The 19914-nt window shown below is 71.8% G+C and carries 18 protein-coding genes; 9 read left to right on the top strand and 9 right to left on the bottom strand.

Features of this window, described 5'->3' with window-relative positions:
• Window positions 1–338 precede the first annotated feature (338 nt).
• Window positions 339–1730 carry an NAD(P)/FAD-dependent oxidoreductase gene (locus tag OG432_RS14915; protein WP_328311425.1) on the bottom strand — a complete coding sequence of 464 codons (1392 nt, stop codon included), beginning with the start codon at window positions 1728–1730 and terminating at the stop codon, window positions 339–341.
• A gap of 256 nt (window positions 1731–1986) precedes the next feature.
• On the opposite strand from OG432_RS14915, the gene OG432_RS14910 reads away from it, so the two are divergent.
• Window positions 1987–2724: a DsbA family protein gene (locus OG432_RS14910; protein WP_328311424.1), complete on the top strand. Its 738-nt coding sequence runs from the start codon at window positions 1987–1989 to the stop codon at window positions 2722–2724.
• Between the two features lie 195 nt (window positions 2725–2919).
• Window positions 2920–4128, top strand: a complete 1209-nt coding sequence (locus OG432_RS14905) for an IS701 family transposase (RefSeq protein ID WP_328307487.1) — start codon at window positions 2920–2922, stop codon at window positions 4126–4128.
• 114 nt (window positions 4129–4242) lie between these two features.
• Here OG432_RS14905 and OG432_RS14900 read toward each other — a convergent pair whose 3' ends face one another.
• Window positions 4243–4959 carry a rhomboid-like protein gene (locus OG432_RS14900; RefSeq protein WP_328311423.1) on the bottom strand — a complete coding sequence of 239 codons (717 nt, stop codon included), beginning with the start codon at window positions 4957–4959 and terminating at the stop codon, window positions 4243–4245.
• Between the two features lie 256 nt (window positions 4960–5215).
• Between OG432_RS14900 and OG432_RS14895 the strand changes: the two genes are divergently transcribed.
• Together OG432_RS14895 and OG432_RS14890 are read left to right on the top strand one after the other, a co-directional pair.
• Complete coding sequence (locus OG432_RS14895; protein ID WP_328311422.1) at window positions 5216–5695, top strand: GNAT family N-acetyltransferase; 480 nt, start codon at window positions 5216–5218, stop codon at window positions 5693–5695.
• 87 nt (window positions 5696–5782) lie between these two features.
• A complete protein-coding gene (locus OG432_RS14890; RefSeq protein ID WP_328311421.1) occupies window positions 5783–6466 on the top strand; it encodes a pentapeptide repeat-containing protein in 684 nt (227 codons plus the stop codon).
• A gap of 72 nt (window positions 6467–6538) precedes the next feature.
• Here OG432_RS14890 and OG432_RS14885 read toward each other — a convergent pair whose 3' ends face one another.
• The 3 genes from OG432_RS14885 to OG432_RS14875 all read right to left on the bottom strand — a co-directional run bounded on the left by OG432_RS14885 (window position 6539) and on the right by OG432_RS14875 (window position 9496).
• Window positions 6539–7039: a hypothetical protein gene (locus OG432_RS14885; RefSeq protein ID WP_328311420.1), complete on the bottom strand. Its 501-nt coding sequence runs from the start codon at window positions 7037–7039 to the stop codon at window positions 6539–6541.
• A 376-nt stretch (window positions 7040–7415) separates the two neighbouring features.
• On the bottom strand, window positions 7416–8072 hold the full coding sequence (locus OG432_RS14880) for a response regulator transcription factor (protein WP_328311419.1): 657 nt from the start codon (window positions 8070–8072) through the stop codon (window positions 7416–7418).
• On the bottom strand, window positions 8069–9496 hold the full coding sequence (locus OG432_RS14875; protein ID WP_328311418.1) for a sensor histidine kinase: 1428 nt from the start codon (window positions 9494–9496) through the stop codon (window positions 8069–8071). The genes OG432_RS14880 and OG432_RS14875 overlap by 4 nt, the downstream gene beginning before the upstream one ends.
• Before the next feature lie 236 nt (window positions 9497–9732).
• Here OG432_RS14875 and OG432_RS14870 point away from each other — a divergent pair, with 236 nt between their 5' ends.
• Both OG432_RS14870 and OG432_RS14865 read left to right on the top strand, forming a co-directional pair.
• Window positions 9733–10317 carry a GlcG/HbpS family heme-binding protein gene (locus tag OG432_RS14870; RefSeq protein WP_328311417.1) on the top strand — a complete coding sequence of 195 codons (585 nt, stop codon included), beginning with the start codon at window positions 9733–9735 and terminating at the stop codon, window positions 10315–10317.
• Window positions 10318–10430: 113 nt separating this feature from the next.
• Window positions 10431–11870, top strand: a complete 1440-nt coding sequence (locus OG432_RS14865; RefSeq protein ID WP_328311416.1) for a M1 family metallopeptidase — start codon at window positions 10431–10433, stop codon at window positions 11868–11870.
• A 78-nt stretch (window positions 11871–11948) separates the two neighbouring features.
• Here the strand turns inward: OG432_RS14865 and OG432_RS14860 are convergent, their stop codons facing one another.
• Together OG432_RS14860 and OG432_RS14855 are read right to left on the bottom strand one after the other, a co-directional pair.
• On the bottom strand, window positions 11949–13451 hold the full coding sequence (locus tag OG432_RS14860) for a M4 family metallopeptidase (protein WP_328315113.1): 1503 nt from the start codon (window positions 13449–13451) through the stop codon (window positions 11949–11951).
• A 392-nt stretch (window positions 13452–13843) separates the two neighbouring features.
• Window positions 13844–14419, bottom strand: coding sequence for a TerD family protein (locus OG432_RS14855; RefSeq protein WP_328311415.1), 576 nt, complete (start codon window positions 14417–14419; stop codon window positions 13844–13846).
• 240 nt (window positions 14420–14659) lie between these two features.
• On the opposite strand from OG432_RS14855, the gene arfB reads away from it, so the two are divergent.
• A complete protein-coding gene (gene arfB, locus OG432_RS14850; RefSeq protein WP_328311414.1) occupies window positions 14660–15094 on the top strand; it encodes an alternative ribosome rescue aminoacyl-tRNA hydrolase ArfB in 435 nt (144 codons plus the stop codon).
• Between the two features lie 65 nt (window positions 15095–15159).
• On the opposite strand, the gene OG432_RS14845 is transcribed toward arfB, so the two are convergent.
• Entirely contained in the window at window positions 15160–15633 is a 474-nt protein-coding gene (locus tag OG432_RS14845) for a flavin reductase family protein (RefSeq protein ID WP_443058573.1), read from the bottom strand.
• A gap of 386 nt (window positions 15634–16019) precedes the next feature.
• Between OG432_RS14845 and cdgB the strand changes: the two genes are divergently transcribed.
• On the top strand, window positions 16020–17693 hold the full coding sequence (gene cdgB, locus OG432_RS14840; RefSeq protein WP_328311413.1) for a diguanylate cyclase CdgB: 1674 nt from the start codon (window positions 16020–16022) through the stop codon (window positions 17691–17693).
• Between the two features lie 109 nt (window positions 17694–17802).
• On the top strand, window positions 17803–18804 hold the full coding sequence (locus OG432_RS14835; protein ID WP_328311412.1) for a CBM35 domain-containing protein: 1002 nt from the start codon (window positions 17803–17805) through the stop codon (window positions 18802–18804).
• 129 nt (window positions 18805–18933) lie between these two features.
• Here the strand turns inward: OG432_RS14835 and OG432_RS14830 are convergent, their stop codons facing one another.
• Entirely contained in the window at window positions 18934–19863 is a 930-nt protein-coding gene (locus OG432_RS14830) for a 1-phosphofructokinase family hexose kinase (protein WP_328311411.1), read from the bottom strand.
• Between the last annotated feature and the right edge of the window lie 51 nt (window positions 19864–19914).

The raw sequence follows: 19914 nt of genomic DNA, 5'->3' as shown, positions 1-19914 counted from the left end.
GGGGCGAGAGAGGGGCTGAGGTCAAGGATCCTGGGGCTTCCGCCCCAGACCCCGTTCGCGCCCGAAGGGCGCCGTCCTCGATTTCCCCCAAGGCCTTAAGGGCCAGGGGGGACCCCCATGACAGGCTGAGGGTGTGCGCGCAGGTCGGCACCGGGTGGTTCAGGGGCGCGGGGAACTGCGCGAACCCCTGCCGAGCGAGCCGGCCCTCTCAGGCGGACCCGCACCGGTCCCGAGCGACCCGGCTCCTTGAGGGCACCCGGCACGGTCCTGCACCCAGCCCCCGAGCGACCCGGCACCCTCCTGAGGGCACCCGGCGCGGGCCCGCACCCGGCACCGGCTCAGGCCCGCCCAGCCACCCGATCCGCCAGCCGCGCGACGCGGTCCGTCGTGGCCCGGGGTCGCAGGAGTTCGCGCCGGTCCGCCCCGCGGTACGCCGCGTACATTCCCCGTACCCCCAGCCACCGCAACGGCTCCGGCTCCCACATCCGCACCTTGTGGTTGACCCAGGGCAGGGTCGTCAGACCGGTGTCGCCCGCCTCGCCGGAGTCCCGCCGCACCAGGTCCCGCAGCGTCCGCGCCGCGAGGTTCGCCGTGGCCACGCCCGAGCCGACGTAGCCGCCCGCCCAGCCGAGGCCCGTCGCGCGGTCGAGGGTGACCGAGGCGCACCAGTCGCGCGGCACGCCGAGCACCCCCGACCACGCGTGGCTGACGCGCACCCCGGCCAGCTGCGGGAAGAAGCGCACCAGGATCTCGCGCAGGGCCGACACCGTGGCCGCCTGGGTGCGGCCGTCGTTGTCGGTGCGCGAACCGAAGCGGTACGGCACGCCCCGCCCGCCGAGCGCGATGCGGTCGTCCGCGGTGCGCTGCGCGTACATGTACGCGTGCGCCATGTCGCCGAGCGTCTCGCGCCCCGCCCAGCCGATCGCCTCCCACGCCTCGGGGCCCAGCGGCTCCGTCGCGATCATCGAGGAGTTCATGGGGAGCCAGGCCCGCCGCTGTCCCTTGAGGGAGGCGGTGAACCCTTCGGTGCAGCGGAGCACATAGGGCGCGCGGACGGTTCCGTACGGGGTGACCGCGTGCCCGGGGCGGATCTCGGTGACCGGCGTCGACTCGTACACCCGCACCCCCAGCGCCTCGACCGCCGTCGCGAGCCCCTTGACCAGCTTCACGGGGTGGATGCGCGCGCCGTGCGGTGTCCATGTCGAGCCGACCGCCCCCGCGACCCGGATCCGCTCGGCCGTCTCGCGCGCCCCGAGCAGCAGCCGGTCCTTCTCGCCGAAGGCGACTTCGTCGGCGTGGAAGGCCTTGAGGCGCGTCAACTGGGCTGGTGTGTAGGCGACTTCGAGCACGCCGCCCTGGTGGACGTCGGCGTCGATGGACTCCTCGGACGCCACCCGCACCACCTCGTCCACGGTGTCGTTCATCGCGTGCTGGAGGCGTACCGCGCTGTCCCGGCCGTGCAGTTCGGCGTACCGGTCGCGGCCCGCGATGCCGTTGTAGAGCCAGCCGCCGTTGCGGCCGGAGGCGCCGTAGCCGCAGAAGCGGGATTCGAGGACGGCGACGTCGAGGGAGGGAGCCGCCTTCTTCAGGTAGTACGCCGTCCACAGGCCGGTGTATCCGCCGCCGACGATCACCACGTCGGCGGAGGCGTCGCCGGGCAGCGGCTCGCGGGGTGTGGGCAGGCCGTCGGTTGCGTACCAGAAGGAGATTCCGCCGTTGATCGCGCTCATGGGCCCTGTTCGTACACCCGGCCCCGCGACCTGTCCACCCATGGAATGCGCAGGTGGCGGCCGTGGTGCGGAATCCGTGGGACCAATGGCGGCGTGGGGCGGGACCTTTGGCGGCGGGGGCGGCACGGCTCGGTGTTTAGTGTCGGGGGGACGGGTGGTTTCACCGCGTTTGCGCCCGTGTGTCTGTCCGTGTTCCAGCTGTGTTCATGCCTGCTGTTGTCTGTTTCGTCCGTGTTCGTTGAAGGGCTGGCTCTCCATGCGTGTACGCAGTTTCCGTCGTGCCGCCGTCGCGCTTGCGGTGGCGACGGCCCTCGGTGTCTCGGCGGCCGGCTGCTCGTCGGGGTCCGGCTCCGGGTCCGGCTCCGGGACGTCCTCGCAGGCCGAGCTCGTCGTGAAGACCTCACCGGACGCCGCCGTGCTCGCCAAGTTGCCGGCGAAGGCGGAGGGTGCGGAAATCGTCGTGGGCGATCCGAACGCGCCCCACACCGTGACGGTGTACGAGGACCCGCGCTGCCCGTTCTGCAAGCACTTCGAGGCCGGCGGCGCGAGCGCGGTCGCCCGGCTCGCAGCCGACGGCAAGGTCAAGATCCGCTACACGATCGCCTCGTTCCTCGACGCCAACTTCGGTGGCGACGGCTCGAAGCGGGCCGCCAACGCGATGCGCGCCGCGGTGGAGCGGGGCAAGTTCCCCGAGTTCCACGCGGCCGTCTTCGCCAGCCAGCCGGAGAAGGAGACCGACGACGCCTTCACCGCCGACAACCTCCTGAAGATCGCCGACCGGGTGCCGGGTCTGCGGGGGGCCGCCTTCGACAAGGCGGTGCGCGAGAACACGTACAAGGACTTCGTGAAGGCGGCGGAGTCGGCGTTCGAGGACTCGGGCGTCAACAACAGCCCGACCGTCCTCGTCGACGGCAAGAAGCCGGCCGGGGACGGGCGGGCGATGTTCGACGCGGCCGCGTTCACGAAGGTGCTCGCCGACGCGGGGATCTCCTAGGGAGCGTCCTCGAAGTGGCGTCGTCCGCCCGCAGGGCAGACCCCGCAGGCCGGGTCCGCCCGCAGGGCAGACCCCGCCGGCCGGGTCCGCCCGCAGGGCAGACCCCGCCGGCCGGACGGGACTTCGCGGACACGGCCTAGTAGTGCTTTGTTAGGTGTCCTTGTCGTGTCGGGGCTCTGGTAGTTCGCTGGCTGTATGAGGGCTGGGGAGCTTGCGGCGGTACGGATGCGGCTGGAGGAGTTCGCGTCCGAGGTGTTCGCGCCCTTGGTGCGGCGGGATCAGCGCGAGAAGGGTGCCTTGTACCTGCGGGGGCTGCTGCTGGACGGCCGCAGGAAGTCGATGCAGCCGATGGCGGAACGCCTCGGTGTCGATCACCAGCAGTTGCAGCAGTTCATGACGTCCTCGACGTGGGCGGTCCAGGACGTGCAGTCCCGGCTGGCATGGCGGGCGGTGGCGTCGGTGCGGCCGCAGGTGTGGGTGGTGGACGACACCGGTTTCCCCAAGGACGGCCGTTGTTCGCCCGGGGTGGCCCGGCAGTACTCCGGCACTCTGGGCAAGGTCGGCAACTGCCAGATCGGCGTCAGCGTTCATGCCGCGTCCGATACCGCCTCGTGTCCGTTGTCCTGGCGGCTGTTCCTTCCCGCCCCCTGGGACGGGCCCGAGGCCGCGGCACGCCGGCGGGCCTGCCGGATACCCGAGGCCGAACACCACCGGCCCAAGTGGCAGCTCGCCCTGGACATGCTCGACGAACTCGCCGCCACCGGTCTGCGGCCCGCTGTGCTGGTCGCGGACACCGGCTACGGCGCCAACGCCGACTTCCGCCGCGGCCTGGAAGACCGCGGCCTGGCCTACGTCCTGCAGGCCAAGGGCGAGATGACCGCCCATGGCGAACAGGCCGCACCCCACCAGCCGGCCTACGGCGGTCTGGGACCTCGGCCGCTGCCCCGCTACCGCACCAGCCCGTGCTCCCTTCGCGAGCACGCCCTGACCGCGGGCCGCGACAGCGGCCGGACCGTGTCCTGGCGCAAGGGCTCGAAGGCAGCGATGAGTTCACACTTCGTGTTCCTGCGGGTGAGGCTCGCCGGGCGCCGCCCCAAGCCCGCCGACGACGGAACGATCCCATTGGTCTGGCTGATCGCCCAGTGGCCCGGGGGCGAGAGCGAGCCGGTGAAGTACTGGATCTCGAACCTGCCCGCCGGCATGCCCGCCAAAGACCTCGTTCGCCTGGCGAAAGCCCGCTGGCGGATCGAGCACGACTACCGGGAACTGAAGACCGCCCTGGGCCTGGACCACTTCGAAGGCCGCTCGTTCACCGGCTGGCACCGCCACGTCACCCTCGTCACCGCCGCCCACCTGTTCCTGACCGAACAGCGGACCAGCCCAAAAGCCCCTGCCAGGGCCTGACCCTCTACCAGGCCCTGGACCTCCTTCAACACATCATCGCCACCTGGACCGGCACATGCCCCACCTGCCGACAACCCACCTGGCAGCCCTACGACACCACCTAACAAAGCACTACTAGGGCCTCTCGTGTGGATCATGCCGGGCCCGCCGCTCCTTGAGCCACCCGGCGGCCGCGCGCACGCTGTCGGCCGGGTTCCACGGCGCGCCGCCCTGCCCGAGGGTCAGCGGATAGCAGGCGAGCCCGATGAGCACGGACGCGAAGTGCCCGAGGTCGGTGAAGGTGCGGCCGCTGAGCAGCGGGGCGCCGTAGAGGACGAGGACGACCAGGAGGTAGAGGTACCGGTAGGGCGGCGCGATGCGGTACGTGAGGACGGCCACGACTCCTGCGAGGGCGTAACTGACGCCCACGTCAAGGGTGTTGACGGCGGTGTCCGGCGCGTAGTCGTGACGGACCGCCCACAGCAGGGCGCCCTCGCTGATGAAGGTGGCCGCCACGTGCGTACCGAAGGCGACGACCAGCCAGCGCCAGGTGCCCAGCCAGCGCTCGGCCTGGGCGTGGAAGACGCTGTACAGCACGGCGTACGAGATCCAGGTGCCCCCGTCGATCCAGAACGCGCTCGCGATCAGGACCCGGCGGGGGTTGGTCGACAGCTCGTGGATGTTGGTGGAACGCTGCCGCAGGAAGTCCGCCTCGAATTCCGGCGACATGTGGTGCATGGCGATCGTGGTCACGAACAGCGCCGCAAGCCAGAGGTAGGTGCCGGGCGCACTGCGGATGTAGCGCAGCACGGCACGCACCGGCCGTCGCACACCGGGGGGAAGGGGCCTCATGCCCCCGATTCACGCACGGGGGCGGCGCGGGCGGCGGGACCGACATCCGGGTGGTGGGTGTTCCGGTGGAGCCGGGCGCCGCCGCTGCCCCGCCCCGCCCCGCCGCTCCGCCCGCCCTGCTCCCTGCCCGCCCTGCCGCCCCGCCCGCCCCGCCGCTCCGCCCGCCCTGCTCCCTGCCCGCCCTGCCGCCCCGCCCGGGTCGTCCGCTGGGCGAAACGGCCGGGCGGGCCCGTGAACGGCTGCCTACCCTGCGGGCATGATTCGCAACGCCACCCTTGACGACGTCCCCGTGATCCACCGGATGATCGGCGAGCTCGCCGCATACGAGAAGTGCCCCGACGAGGCCCGCGCCACCGAGGCCCAGCTCCGCGAGGCGCTGTTCGGCGAGCACCCGGCCGCCTTCGCGCACATCGCGCAGGACGAGTCGGGCGAGGCGGTGGGCTTCTCGGTCTGGTTCCTGAACTTCTCGACGTGGCGCGGGGTGCACGGCATCTACCTGGAAGACCTGTACGTACGCCCCGAGGCCCGCGGCGGCGGCCACGGCAAGGCCCTGCTGGCGGAACTGGCCAGCATCTGCGTGTCCCGCGGCTACGAGCGCCTCGAATGGTCGGTCCTGAACTGGAACGCCCCGACGATCGCCTTCTACGAATCACTGGGCGCGCGGCCGCAGGACGAGTGGACCGTGTACCGGCTGACGGACGGGGGGCTGCGGAAGCTGGGCGCGCCCGGAATGTGACATGTCCGGAGCATGAATGTCCGGAGTGAGGGGTTCCCCCGGCCGCGAGCAGGGGTGATTGTCAGTGCCATGGTCCAGCATGGGGACATGGCAGCGGCACGGAGTGCGAAGAAGACGGCGGCTACGGCGGGTGCCCGCAGGGTGGAGGTGCGGCTGCCGCCCCTTGCGCCCTTCGGCGCGGGTGAGCTGGAGCCGGAGGGAGACTACGACGGGCTGGAGTTCAGGGACCTCGACCTGGCGCGCCAGCAGGCGACCGGCGCGCGTTTCCTCGACTGCGGCGTCTACGGCTGCGTCCTGGACGACACACGGCTGACCGGGGCCCGCTTCATCGACTCGGTGCTCTCGGGCGTCCGAGGCGTGGGTACGGATCTCTCCCGGGCCAGCCTGCGTGACGTGGAGGTGCGCGACGTCCGGATGGGCGGGGTGCAGCTGCACGGCGCGGTGCTCGAAAGGGTGCTGATCAAGGGCGGGAAGATCGACTACCTGAACCTGCGCGAGGCCGGGCTGCGCGACGTCGTCTTCGACGGCTGCGTGCTCTCCGAGCCCGACTTCGGCGGCGCCAAGCTGACCCGGGTCGAGTTCCGCGGCTGCGAGCTGCGCGGGGCCGACTTCACGGGCGTGCGGATGACGGACGTCGATCTGCGGGGCGCGACGCTGCTCGACATCGCGCGCGGGGTGGAGCGGCTGGCCGGCGCGGTCATCAGCCCGTCCCAACTACTCGATCTCGCACCGGCGTTCGCGGCGCAGGTGGGGGTGCGGGTGGAGGCGTGAGGGAGTGGGGGCGGGGGTTGCGCCGCTGGTGCTGGTGCTGGTGCTGGTGCTGGTGCTGGTGCTCCGCTCCCGCTAGTCGATACGGGGGAAGCGGGCCTGGAGGTCCCAGACGACCGGGTTCTCGCCGAGGTCCTCGTGCATGTCGGTCAGGTCGGCGATCAGGTCATGCAGGAAGTCCCTTGTCTCGCGCCGGAGTTCGGCGTACGAGAACGTGAGGGGCTCCTCGTCGCCGGGCATCCAGTCCGCCTCCACGTCCACCCAGCCGAAGCGGCGCTCGAACAGCATCCGGTCGGAGGACTCGGTGAAGTCGATCTCGGCGTACTGGGGCCGGGCGGCGCGGGAGCCCAGGGGGTCGCGGTCGAGGTGTTCCACGGTGTCGCACAGCGCCCACGCGAAGTCGAGCACCGGAACCCATCCCCAGGCTGTGGACACCTCGCGGTCCGCCTTGGTGTCGGCGAGGTAGACGTCTCCGCAGAACAGGTCGTGGCGCAGGGTGTAGACGTCTGCGGTGCGGTAGTCGATGCGGGTGGGGTCGGGGAAGCGGCGGGATAGGGAGTAGCCGATGTCGAGCACGGGTCGATGGTGTCATGCCGGATGTGGCCGCCTCGCCCGCCCCCGGGCCCCTGTGCGCGCGGGGACCGCCACGATTTTGCGCAGTTCCCCGCGTCCCTGAAAACCCCGGTTCGTCTGCGGACCGTGCCCGCTTCTCGCGCAGTTCCCCGCGCCCCCAAAACCCGTCTTCGTCTGCGGACCGTGCCCGCTTCTCGCGCAGTTCCCTGTGCCCCTTGTAGGGCACCCGGCGCTGATGGCTCGCGCTTACGCGGCGGGCCCGCGCAATGTCACAGCCCTGTGCCCCTTGTAGGGCACCCGGCGCTGATGGCTCGCGCTTACCGCGGCGGAGCCGCGCAATGTCTCAGCCCCGCGCCCTTGTAGGGCACCCGGCGCCGGGCTAGGTGAGGAGGCGGCGTTCGGTGGCTACTGCTACCGCGCCGGCCCGCGTGTCGACGCCGAGCTTCTCGTAGATCCGCCCCAGATGCGTCTTCACCGTCGCCTCGCTGATGAACAGAGCCCGCGCGATGTCCCGGTTGCCGAGACCCCCCGCGAGCTGCGCCAGGATGTCGAGTTCGCGGGGAGTCAGCGCGGGGCCGGACGCGCCGCGCAGCTGGTTCATGACGCGGCCCGCGACCGGCGCGGACAGCGTCGTGCGTCCCTGCGCCGCGGCCCGGATCGCGGCGAACAGCTCCTCGGGCCGCTCCGCCTTCAGGAGGTACCCCGTCGCCCCCGCGGCGATCGCCCGCGTGATGTCCGCGTCCGTGTCGTAGGTCGTCAGGACCAGCACGTGCACCCCGGTCGTGGCGATGCGGCGCGTCGCCTCCACCCCGTCGATGCCCGGCCCCAGCTGGAGGTCCATCAGCACCACGTCCGGCTTCAGCTTCGCCGCCGCGGCCACCGCCTCCTCGCCACTGCCCGCCTCCCCGGCCACCTCGATGTCCGGTTCGCTGCCGATGAGCGCGAGCAGACCCGCGCGTACCACCGCGTGGTCGTCGCAGAGCAGGATCCGTACGGGGTGCGCGGGGTGCGCGGGGCGGGCGCGGTCGTCGTTCATGGCCGGGGCTCCAGGGGGATCGCTGCGGACAGGACGGTGCCTTCGCCGGGGGCCGACTCCACGGTGAGGCTGCCCCCGAGCCGGCCGACCCGCGCCCGCATCGCGGGAAGACCATGACCGCGTACGCCACGCTCCCGTACGCCACGCTCCCGTACGCCGCCCTCGCGTACACCTGCCCCGGCGCCGGCCTCCGGCGCGAAACCCCGGCCGTCGTCCGCGATGTCCAGGACCACCTGGTCGCCCAGATAGGTGAGCGTGAGCGCCGCGGTCGTGGCCCCCGCGTGCTCCCGTACGTTCGCGAGCGCGCCCTGGGCGATGCGCAGGAGCGCCGAGCCGACGCGGTCGGGCAGCGCCACGACGGGCGCCCCGTCGATGTGGCAGCGCACCTCGATGCCTCCCGACTCCGCGGACTCCCGTGCCGCCAGCGTGCGCAGCGCCTCGTCGAGGCCGCCGCCCGCAGCCAGGTCGGCCGGGGCCAGATCGTGGACGAAACGGCGCGCCTCGGCGAGGTTGCGTTCCGCGATGGACTCGGCGGTGCGGACGTGCCGGCGCGCCGTGCCGGGGTCGGCGGACCACATCCGGTCGGCGGCCTGGAGCAGCATCCGCTGGCTGGACAGGCCCTGGGCGAGGCTGTCGTGGATCTCCATGGAGAGCCGCTGCCGCTCGGCCAGCGTGCCCTCGCGGCGCTCGGTGGCGGCGAGTTCACGCCGGGTGCGCAGCAGGTCGTCGATCAACTCCCGTTGCCGCGCCGTCAGTTCGCGCTGCCGGTCCGCCTGGCGTTGCATCTGTACGAACACGGCCGTCGCGATCGCCGCGACGGCGGGCGGCGCGAGCACGAGGTTCGGATCGAAGCCGGTGCCGTTGCCGGCCAGCTCGACCTGAGCGGTGACGACGAACGCCGTCAGGACCACGACGAGCGCCACGGCGGCCCGGGGCCGGAGCGTGCGCAGGCCCGTGTAGAACAGCGGCACCGCACACCACGCGAAACTCGGCGCGAGCACCACCAGGACCATCCAGGTGGCGACGACCCCGCCGAGCCAGGCCAGCCGCCTCGGGGTGGGCCGCGAGCCGGTCGCGGGGCCGACCACCGGGCCGAGCACCGGGCCGAGCACGTACAGCAGGGCCAGGGCGGTGGACAGCGCGATGATCCAGGGGGTGCGGGGCTCGCCGGGGTGGCGGATGAGGAACCGCGCGAGCGAGGCGCCGAGGAGCAGGAAGAACGCGGCGTGCATCACCACGGGCAGCCACCGCTCGGTCCCGGCGGCGTCGTCACCGCCAAGCCCCGTCGCACCGAGCCGCGGCCCGCCCGCCGTGCGGTCTTCCGCGCCGCGCGCCAGCCCGTGCCCGCCGCTCACCGAGGCGTGTCCATCGCTCACCGACGCGTGCCCGCCGCTCGCCGCGCGCGCCTCGCCGTCCTCCACCATCGCCCTCCTTCCCGTCCCGTCCCGTCCCGCCTACCGCCTGCCACACCTACCGCCTGCGCGTACGCCTCATCGCCTGCGCGTACACCTCATCGGTACCTGCGCGTACGCCCCATCGTCACCCGGCGTACCCACCCTCGCATCATCCGATCGGCTGACAGGCGGGTCGGCCGATCCGGCGCCCGGAGGCAGCCGGTTCGCCGACGGGGAAGGGGCGCGCGCGCCGCGAGGATCGAAGCATGAACCTCACCGCCACGAAGGGCCTCACCGTGAAGAACAAGAAGCTCGCCCTCTCCGTCACCGCCCTCGCCATCGGCGCCGCCGGAACCTTCGGCGTCGTCTCCGCCAACGCGGCCACCCCGGCCGCCCGTGCCACCCCGGCCGCGGGCGCCGTCAAGGCCGACGCGGGCGACCGCAACCTCACCACCTCCACCCACCTGACCGTCGCGGCCGCCACCAAGGCCGCCCAGGCGGCGCTCGACGCCGCCGGCAAGGACCACCAGAAGGTGTCCGTCGCCGTCGTCGACCGTGACGGCAACACCCTGGTCACGCTGCGCGGCGACGGTGCGGGCCCGCAGTCGCCCGAGTCGGCCGAGCGCAAGGCGTACACCGCCGTCTCCTGGAACGCGCCCACCTCCGTCCTGGCCGGGCGGCTCGCCCAGACCCCCAACCTCAAGGACATCCCGGGCACGCTGTTCCTCGCCGGCGGCGCGCCCGTCCAGGCCAAGGGCGCTCCGGTCGCGGGCGTCGGCGTGGCCGGTGCGCCCAGCGGCGACCTCGACGAGAAGTTCGCGCAGGCCGGGGTCGCCGCACTGGCGAAGTAGTCCCGCCACGTGACGACGTAGTCCCTCGCGGGGGCCGTGACGGCGTAGCCCCTCGGAGGGGTAATGGGCCGTCCCCGGTGGCGGGTTGCCGGGGCGCCCGTAGGATCACGGACGTGGACAAACGACCGGAGCGGCGGACGACGCCGAAGGGGCCCGGGGCCGGGCGCGGCAGGCGCGGGCGCATCGCAGTCGCGCTGCTCGCCGCCCTCGCCGTCACCTCCTGCACCGGCGGGGTGAACGGCACACCGGGCGCCTCCGGCACGCGTGATCCGCTCTTTCCCCGGCTCGGCAACGACGGCTACGACGTCCAGCACTACGGCCTCGACCTGGCGTACGACCCGGCGACCGGAACCCTCTCGGGCGGGGCGACCATCGTGGCGCGGGCCACCAAGGACCTCAGCGCCTTCGACCTGGACTTCGCCGGGATGGACGTGCGGGACGCCACCGTCGACGACGAGCCCGCGGCCGTCAACCGGGCCGGTGACGAGCTGACCCTGCGTCCCCAGGAGGACCTGGGCCGGGGCGAGACGTTCACGGCGTACGTGCGCTACTCGGGCAGGCCCAGGACCATCACGGACTCCGACGGCTCCAAGGAGGGCTGGCTGACGTCACCGGGCGGCGGCGTCCTCGCCCTGGGCGAGCCCACCGGTTCCATGGCCTGGTTCCCCTCCAACAACCACCCGAGCGACAAGGCCACCTACGACATCAAGGTGACCGTTCCCGACGGCCTGCGCGTCGTGTCCAACGGCGAGTTGACGTCCACCGTCCACAACGGGGGCCGCACGGCGTTCAGTTGGCGCACCAAGGAGCCCATGGCCACGTATCTGGCGATGCTCGCGATCGGGCCGTACGAGATCGACGACAAGGGGACCACCAAGTCCGGCATCCCGGTCTACACCGCCGTCGACCCGGCCGCGAAGGAGCGGACCGCGCAGGTCGTCGCTCAACTGCCGGACATCCTAGCGTGGGAGGAGGAGAAGTTCGGGTCCTACCCGTTCTCCTCCACCGGGGTGGTCGTCGCGCCGGCGAAGTCCGCGGGCTACGCCCTGGAGACGCAGAACCGGCCGGTGATGCCGCTCGACCAGTTCGACCTCAGCACCCTGGTGCACGAGCTGGCCCACCAGTGGTTCGGTGACTCCGTCACCCCGGCCGCCTGGCGTGACATGTGGCTCAACGAGGGGTTCGCGCAGTACGCGGAGTGGCTGTGGAGCGAGGACCACGGCGGGATGAGCGCGCAGGAGCACTTCGACACCGAGTACGCGAAGGACGACGGCGACGAGATCTGGGCGTTCCCGCCCGCGGCCCCGCCGACCGCGGCCGATGTGTCGGGCCGCCCGGTGTACGTGCGGGGCGCCATGGCCGTCCACAAGGTCCGTGAGGCGGTCGGCGACGAGAAGTTCTTCGCGCTCGTCCAGGACTGGCTGCGCGCCCACCGGCACGCCAATGCCTCGACCAAGGACTTCACCCGCTTCGTGGACGGCGAGGCGGGCCACCGGCTCACGCAGGTGTGGAACACCTGGCTCTACGGGGACGGGAAGCCGGATTCCCCGTGAGGGGCCCGTGCTTCCCGCCGGACTCTCCGTAGAACCAGGTGAGTTGAGCGGTAACCGTGCGGCGCCGCGGCGCGCGGGTTACTTCACGTTGATGGCGGTCCAGGCGGCCGCCACCGTCTTGTACTCGGTGCTCGTGGTGCCGTACAGGTCGCCCGCCGCCTTCAGGGTCGCGGCGCGCGCGGCCTTGTAGTTGGTGGTCGAGGTCATGTACGTGGAGAGCGCCTTGTACCAGATCTTGTACGCCTTGACGCGGCCGATCCCGGTGACCTTGGAGTTGTCGTACGTCGGCGAGTTGTAGCTCACCCCGTTGATCGTCTTCGCGCCGCTGCCCTCGGACAGCAGGTAGAAGAAGTGGTTGGCGGGGCCGGACGAGTAGTGCACGTCCTTGTTGCCGACGCCGCTCGACCAGTAGTCGGCCGACGCGCCGTCCTTGCTCGGCTTGTCCATGTAGCGCAGCGGGGTGCCGTCGCCGTTGATGTCGATCTTCTCGCCGATGAGGTAGTCGCCCTTGTCGGAGGCGTTGTTGGCGTAGAACTCGACGGAGGTGCCGAACATGTCGCTGGTCGCCTCGTTGAGGCCGCCGGACTCGCCGCTGTAGTTCAGCTTGGCGGTGGCGGCGGTCAGGCCGTGGCTCATCTCGTGGCCGGCGACGTCGAGCGCGGTGAGCGGCTTCTTGTTGCCCTCGCCGTCGCCGTACGTCATGCAGAAGCAGCTGTCGTCCCAGAACGCGTTGACGTACGCGTTGCCGTAGTGGACACGGCTGTAGGCGGCCTTGCCGTTGCCGGCGATGCCGTTGCGGCCGAGCTCGGTCTTGTAGAAGTCCCACGTCTCGGCGGCGCCGTAGTGCGCGTCGACGGCGGCGGTCTCGCGGTTGGACGGGGAGCCGTTGCCCCACGTGTCGGTGGACTTCGTGAAGAGCGTGCCCTTGCCGGAGCTGCCGCCCTTCAGGTCGTACGTCATGTGACCGCCGCGCGAGGCGTCGTTGAGGCTGTAGGTCGACCCGCTCTTGGTGGTGCCGAGCGTGACCGTGCCGGAGTACTCGCTGGTGCCGGTGCCCGTCTCGATCTCCTCGTGGGAGTAGAGCTGGGCGCCGGTGGTGGCGTCCGTGACGATGTCGCGGCGGCTCGGGGTGCCGTCCGGCTGGGTGCCGGTGACGGTGCGCTCGTAGGCGAGGACGGGCTTGCCCGAGGCGGCCCAGACGACCTTGCGGGAGCCGGTGGGGGCGGCCTTGAGCGAGGTGGTGGTGGCGACGGATATCTTCGCGTCGGTCGCCTTGTCGACGCCCTTGACGGCGCCGTCCTTGGCGGTGTGCACGACGAGGTCGCCGCCGAGGACGGGCAGGCCGTCGAAGGTGCGCTCGTAGCGGGTGTGGACCGTGCCGTCGGCGTCCTTGATGACGTCGCGGACGACGAGCTTCTCCTGGGCGCCGAGCCCGAGGGTGCGGGCGGCGGCGGGCGCCGCGTCCTGGGCGGAGCGCAGGGCGTCGGCGCGCTGGACGGTGGTCAGGTCCAGGGCGGTGGCACCGGCGGCGCGGTCGGTGGCGCCGGCGGACGAGCCGGCCTGTACGCCGACGACGACCATGGCGGCGGATGCAGCAAGAGCGGCGGCACGCAGAGTGGTTCGCACTCGGTGGTCTCCTTCACTCGTTCTGTGGGGGCGAGTTGGAGACTGCCAGCAGGTGACCAGTTCTTGACAGTGACGCGACAAGTATTTGACCTGATCGTGTCCGAATGGGGTGCGCCCCTGTCCGCTCAACGGCGAATTCCGGCCGCGGACAAGCGAGTTGGAAGACAGCGGGCGGAATGTGTGTGTCGGTTCCGTCGACACACGTGCACCAGACGTACACATGCACATGCAGGTGCCCCCGGCGGTGAACGCCGGGGGCACCTCATCCGCGGGACGTCACCCGCGGGACCTCACACGCGGGACATCACCCGCGGGGTCTCACCATGCGGGACGTCACCCGCGGAACGTCAGACGCTGACGCCGAAGTCCTGCGCGATGCCGACCAGGCCCGAGGCGTAACCCTGGCCCACGGCGCGGAACTTCCACTCCGCACCGTTGCGGTACAGCTCGCCGAAGACCATCGCGGTCTCCGTCGCCGCGTCCTCGCTCAGGTCGTAGCGGGCGATCTCGGCGCCGCCGGCCTGGTTGACGATCCGGATGTAGGCGTTGCGCACCTGGCCGAAGTTCTGCGAGCGGGTCTCGGCGTCGTAGATGGAGACCGGGAAGACGATCTTGTCGACGTCGGCGGGAAGGCCCGCGAGGTTGACGTTGATGGCCTCGTCGTCGCCCTCGCCCTGGCCGGTGGTGTTGTCACCGGTGTGGACGATGGTCTGGTCCGGCGTCGACTTGTTGTTGAAGAACACGAAGTGGCCGTCGGAGTAGACCTTGCCCGTCGTGTTCACCGCGATGGCCGAGGCGTCGAGGTCGAAGTCGGTACCGGTGGTGGTGCGGACGTCCCAGCCGAGGCCGACCGTGACGGCGGTCAGGCCCGGGGCCTCCTTGGTGAGCGAGACGTTTCCGCCCTTGGACAGGCTTACAGCCATGGGATGTCCCCTTCTTCTGCTTCGTGATCTGCGGGCTTCGAGCCGTCCCGAAGCTACCGTCATTCCCCATAACGTCGGCAGGGGACCGTGAGGTTCCATCCCGCTTTGCTTTCTTTGCCAAGGCGGCGTCAAGGGGAAAGCCACGGACGGCCGCGGGGACAGGAGCACGGACGGCCGCGGGGAAAGCGGCGCGGCCGGTCGCGGGAAAAGAGGGTGACGCGGTGCCGGGCACCCGTCACCATGGATGTCATGTCCGGGCCCTATGTCATCCGCGGCTCCGTCTCCCTCCCGGAGGCCGAGCTGATCTGGCGTTTCTCCAGGTCGTCAGGGCCCGGCGGCCAGCACGTCAACACCAGCGACTCGCAGGTCGAGCTCCGCTTCGACCTGGAGCGGACCGAGTCGCTGCCGGAGGTGTGGAAGGCCCGCGCCCTCGAACGGCTCGCGAGCCGGCTGGTGGGCGGCGTCGTCTCCGTGCGCGCCTCCGAGCACCGCTCGCAGTGGCGCAACCGTGAGACCGCCGCGGTCCGCCTCGCCGCCCTGCTCGCCGAGGCGACCGCCCCGCCGCCCAAGCCGCGCCGCGCCACCAAGATCCCGCGCGGCATCAATGAGCGCCGGCTGCGCGAGAAGAAGCAGCGCGCGCAGACGAAGAAGGGCCGCTCCGGCCAGGACTGGTAGCCCGCCGGCCGCCCGGGGCCCGGCCGGCCCCTTTCCGCCCGCACGACCCCTGCGGGCGGTTCGCGTCAGCCCAACTGCCGGTACCGGCCCCGGAAGTACGTCAGCGGGCCGCCCTCCGCGCTCGGGAGCCGGGCCGTCAGGACGCGGCCGATGGCCAGCGTGTGATCGCCCGCCTCGACGCGCTGCTCGGTGCGGCATTCCAGCGTCGCCAGCGCGCCGCCGACCAGTGGGGCGCCGCTCGCCTCGCCCCTGCTGTACGGGATGTCCTCGAACAGCAGCCGGTCGCTGATCCGGCCCTTCATCGCGAACCGGCCCGCGATGTGGCGCTGGCTCTCGGAGAGCAGCGAGACCCCCCACAGCGGCTGTTCCGCGAGGAGGTCGTCCATCCGCGAGCCGCACCGCAGCGAGACCAGGACGAGGGGCGGGTCGAGCGAGACCGAGAGGAACGCCGTCGCGGTCATGCCCACGTCTTCGCCGCGCGGCCCGTGGTCGGTGTCGTGCGCGGTCACCAGGACCACGCCCGCGGCAAGCCGGGACATCGCGGCGCGGAACTCGTCATTGCTCACCCCCACAGGATGAGGGGTCGCCGCGTCTGGTGCGGAAAGGGCGCCGGTAAGGGGTGTCTGCAACACAAGCGGAACGCTAGTCTCCTGCCACCGCGGACCGCATCGGGCCCCGGGACCAGGCGGGACCTAGGTCCTGCGGCGGAGTCGTTCCCGTGTTTGCGTTCAGGAAAGACAGGGGGCAAAGACGGAAAGAACGGCCAACCCCCCACCATCTGCTGTGACTTGAGTCACAGAGAGCACTATTTGTTGACCCTGTGTACCGGCTAGACAGCTCGCTGTGATTCAGTGGCGGGACAGTGCGAAAAGGAATGTCGATCTGAAGCCAGGAGTTGCTGTCGAGGTCTCGGGGAGAGCGAGCAATGGAGACCGAGTCGGAGCCCTACGTCCGTCTTGCGACCCTGCGGCAGCTGCACCAGGTGGTCGGGGAGCTCAACACGGCCCGCAGCCTTGCGGACACGCTGCAGACCGTTGCGGACGGCGTCATCGCGGGCCTGGGCTACGAGCTGGCGTGCGTCAATCTCGTACGCCCCGACGGTGACCTGGTCGTCGCCGCCTTCGCCGGCAACGCGGCCGCGGAAGCCCTGATCACCGGCCGGGTCGGCTCGCGCACCTCCTGGGACCGGCGCCTGTCCATGGGCGAGGACTGGGACGGACTCCGCTTCATCCCGTACACCGAGGGCTGGGTGCTCCTGGAGGACGACGTCCCCCAGTGGTACACCGAGGGCCCCGACCCGCGGTTCGCGGACGAGTGGCACCCCCAGGACCGCCTCTACGCCCCGATGTACTCCTCGGGCGGCACCCAGGAGCTCCTCGGCGTCATCTCCGTCGACAAGCCCCGCAACGGCCGCAAGCCCGGCGCCTGGGGACGCGAAGCGCTCCAGATGTACGCCTCCCAGGCCGCCATTGCGATCAGCAACGCCCGGCTCCGCGCAAACATGCAACGCGCCCTCGTCCGCCTCGAACGCGAACAGCAGGCCCTGCGCGCCAGCGAGGAAAGCTTCCGCCAGGCCTTCGAGTACGCGCCGTCCGGCATGGCCATCGCCGAGATGGGCGGCGACCAGCACGGCCGCCTCCTGCGCACCAACGACGCCCTGTGCCGGCTGCTCGGCCGGCCCGCCTCCGTCATGCGGCGCTACTCCTTCGCCGACCTCGTGCACCCCGAGGACATCGGGACGCTCCTGCGCACCTCCGCCGAGGGCGGCCGCGCCGAACTGCGGCTCGGGCGGCGCGACGGCACCTACGTGTGGGTGTCGCTGCGCAACTCCGTGGTCGCCGACACCGCCGACGGGCCGCGCTTCCTGCTCACCCACGTCGAGGACATCGAGGACCGCAAGCGGCACGAGCTCCAGCTCGCCCACCGCGCCTCCCACGACGCCCTGACCGGCCTGCCCAACAGCGCCGAACTGCGCGCGAGGCTCTCGGCGCGGCTCTGTCCCCGGCCGCACTCGACCGGCCCGGCGAGTGCGGCCGAGACCCTCGACGCGGCGTACGGCCACCCCGCGGGCGCAGCCGAGCCCGAAGCACACGGCCACGCGTTCCGCGCCGACGGCTTCGACTTCGACGCGCTGCCCGGCGGCGGACCCTACGACCACCACGTCCACACCGTGGCCCCCGACAGTGAGATCGACGACGGTACGAAGGGGCTCGCGGTGCTCTTCTGCGACCTCGACGGCTTCAAGTCGATCAACGACAGGTTCGGCCACCACACCGGCGACGCGGTCCTCATCGAGGTCGCCCGCCGCCTCACCACGGGCGTGCGCGACGGCGACACCGTGGCCCGCCTCGGGGGTGACGAATTCGTCGTCCTCGCCGACGGCCTCGGCTCGGCCGATGCCGCCGACCTGGCCGTTCGTCTGCGCAACGCGATCATCCCGCCCATCCGGGTGGACGGCAGGGCGGTCCGCGTCGGAGCCAGCTTCGGCATCGGCTGGGCCAGCTGCGGCATGTCCGTCGAAGAGGTCCTGCGCTCGGCCGACCAGCGGATGTACATCGAGAAGAGGTCCCGATCCAAGGTCCACCGCCGGGCGGGCTGAGCGGACCGTACGCCGATCATGTGTGACCGGGGCCAGATCGGGCAGCGGTCCGTTCGGGGTAGGCTCGGCCGGTCGGCGACGGCTGGCGGACAGTGAGGAGTGACCCCGGATGACGACGCCCGGCAGCAACGGCGCGAACACCCCCGAGGACGACGATCCGTTCGGCTACCTGTACGAGGACGGGCAGGCAGCAGGTGCCAACCCGCCCCGCAACGGCGGCGGCTACGGCTACCCGGGTCCGACGGTGGGGCAGCAGCAGCCCGGAGTCCCCAGGACGTCGTACAACCAGGTGCGCACCGTCGGTGAGCGCCAGTACGGACAGATCCCGCAGCAGCAGTACCAGGGCCAGTACCAGGGGCCCCCGCAGCAGGCCCAGCAGATCCCGCCCCAGCAGTACGGGCAGCCGACCGCGCAGTACGCGGCGCCCGAGACCTTCCCCGGCGGCGCCCCGCCCCGGCAGGGCCCGCCCCCACAGCAGAACGGCGGCGGGGGCCGCGGCCCCAACACCAAGGGGCTCCTCATCGGCGCGGTCGCGGTGGTCGCCGCGGTCGTCATCGGCATCGCCGTGGCGCTCGTCAGCAACGGCGACGACAAGGACAAGAAGGACGACGCCGCCAAGCCCGGCAGCTCCACGTCAGGTCAGCCCTCGTCGCCCAGCACCAGCCCCTCGCCCTCGGGCTCCGCGCCGGCGGCACTGCCCAAGGGCGACGCGGCGACGCTGACGCTCGGCGGCTCCGCGCAGGTCGGCACGAACGTGGCGGGCGCGAAGGGCACCGGCGGCGCGTTCGTCGGCAACTTCAACAACGTGGGCGCCTCGGTCACCTGGAAGCCCACCGTGCCGAAGGCCGGCTCGTACAAGCTGTACCTGCGCTTCGGCGTCCCCGGCACCGACGCGAACGCGACGATATCGCTCAACGGCAAGCCCGAGTCGCGCCCGATGAACATGAAGAACTTCGCGCACGCCGAGGCCGGTGACTGGGCCAAGGGCTGGACGACCACGTACGCCAACGTGGAGCTCACCAAGGGCGTCAACGAGATCAAGCTCTCCTGCGAGCAGGGCAACCAGTGCAACGCCAACCTCGACCAGTTCTGGCTGGTGTCCGGCTCCTGAAGCCCGGCTCCCGCCGGCTGACGTCTGCCGGCTGACATCTGTCGACCGACATCTGTCGACCGACATCTGAGGACCGACATCTGATATCTGACATCTGATGCCCGGTTTCTGACGGCGAATCCGCTCGGTTCAGTGCGTGTGCTCGGCCACCTCGGTCACACGCACCGAGCCGAGCGTTTTCTCGTACGCCCCCGCGTCGAACTCGCCCGCCGTGGGCGCCAGTACGGTCGCCACGGACAGCGCCACAGCGCGCGACAGACGGCCCGGCCAGTCCAGGCCCTCGACCAGGCCCGACAGCAGACCTGCCACCGCCGAATCGCCGGCGCCCGTCGGGTTGCCGCGCACCGCGGCCGGCGGCGCCGCCCGCCACAGGCCGTCGGGGGTGGCGGCGAGCAGGCCCTCCGCGCCGAGCGAGGCGACCACCGTGTGAGCGCCGCGGCGCCGGGCATCGCGGGCCGCCCGCAGCGGCTCGCGCGAACCCGTCAGCTGGGCCAGCTCGTCGGCGTTGGGCTTGGCCAGATCGGGCCGGGCGGCCATGCCGCGCCGCAGCGCCTCGCCGCTGGTGTCCAGGAGCACGGGCACCTTCGCGGTGCGGGCCCGGCGTACCAACTGGGCGTAGGCGCCCACCGGAAGACCCGGCGGCAGGCTCCCGCACAGGGCCACCGCGTCGGCGCCGTCGAGCAGCCGCCCGTACGTGAGGAGGAACGCGTCCCACTCGGCGGGCGAGACGAGGGGGCCCGGTTCGTTGAACTGGGTCGTGTCGCCGGTGGCCGCGTCGACCACGGCGATCGTGCGGCGGGTGGCGCCTTCGATGGGCACGAGCGCGTCGACGGGCCCGAGGCCGGCGAGCAGCCCGCGCAGCACCTCGCCGCTCGGGCCGCCCGCGAAACCGGTCACCACGCTCTCGTGTCCGAGCGCGGCGAGGACCCGCGCGACGTTGAGGCCCTTGCCGCCGGGGCGCTCCGTGACCTCGTCCACGCGATGGCTCGCGTGCGGTACGAGGGCGGGGACGCGGTAGGTGAGGTCGAGTGCGGTGTTCAGCGTGACGGTCACAATCACGGGGGTGATCATGCCAAACGGATGGCGGCAGGCCCAGACCCGTGGATCCCT

It is taken from the genome of Streptomyces sp. NBC_00442, from assembly GCF_036014195.1.
Lineage (GTDB): Bacteria > Actinomycetota > Actinomycetes > Streptomycetales > Streptomycetaceae > Streptomyces.
The sequence above is the reverse complement of the archived record's forward strand: the minus strand, read 5'-3'. Positions and strand labels throughout refer to the sequence as shown.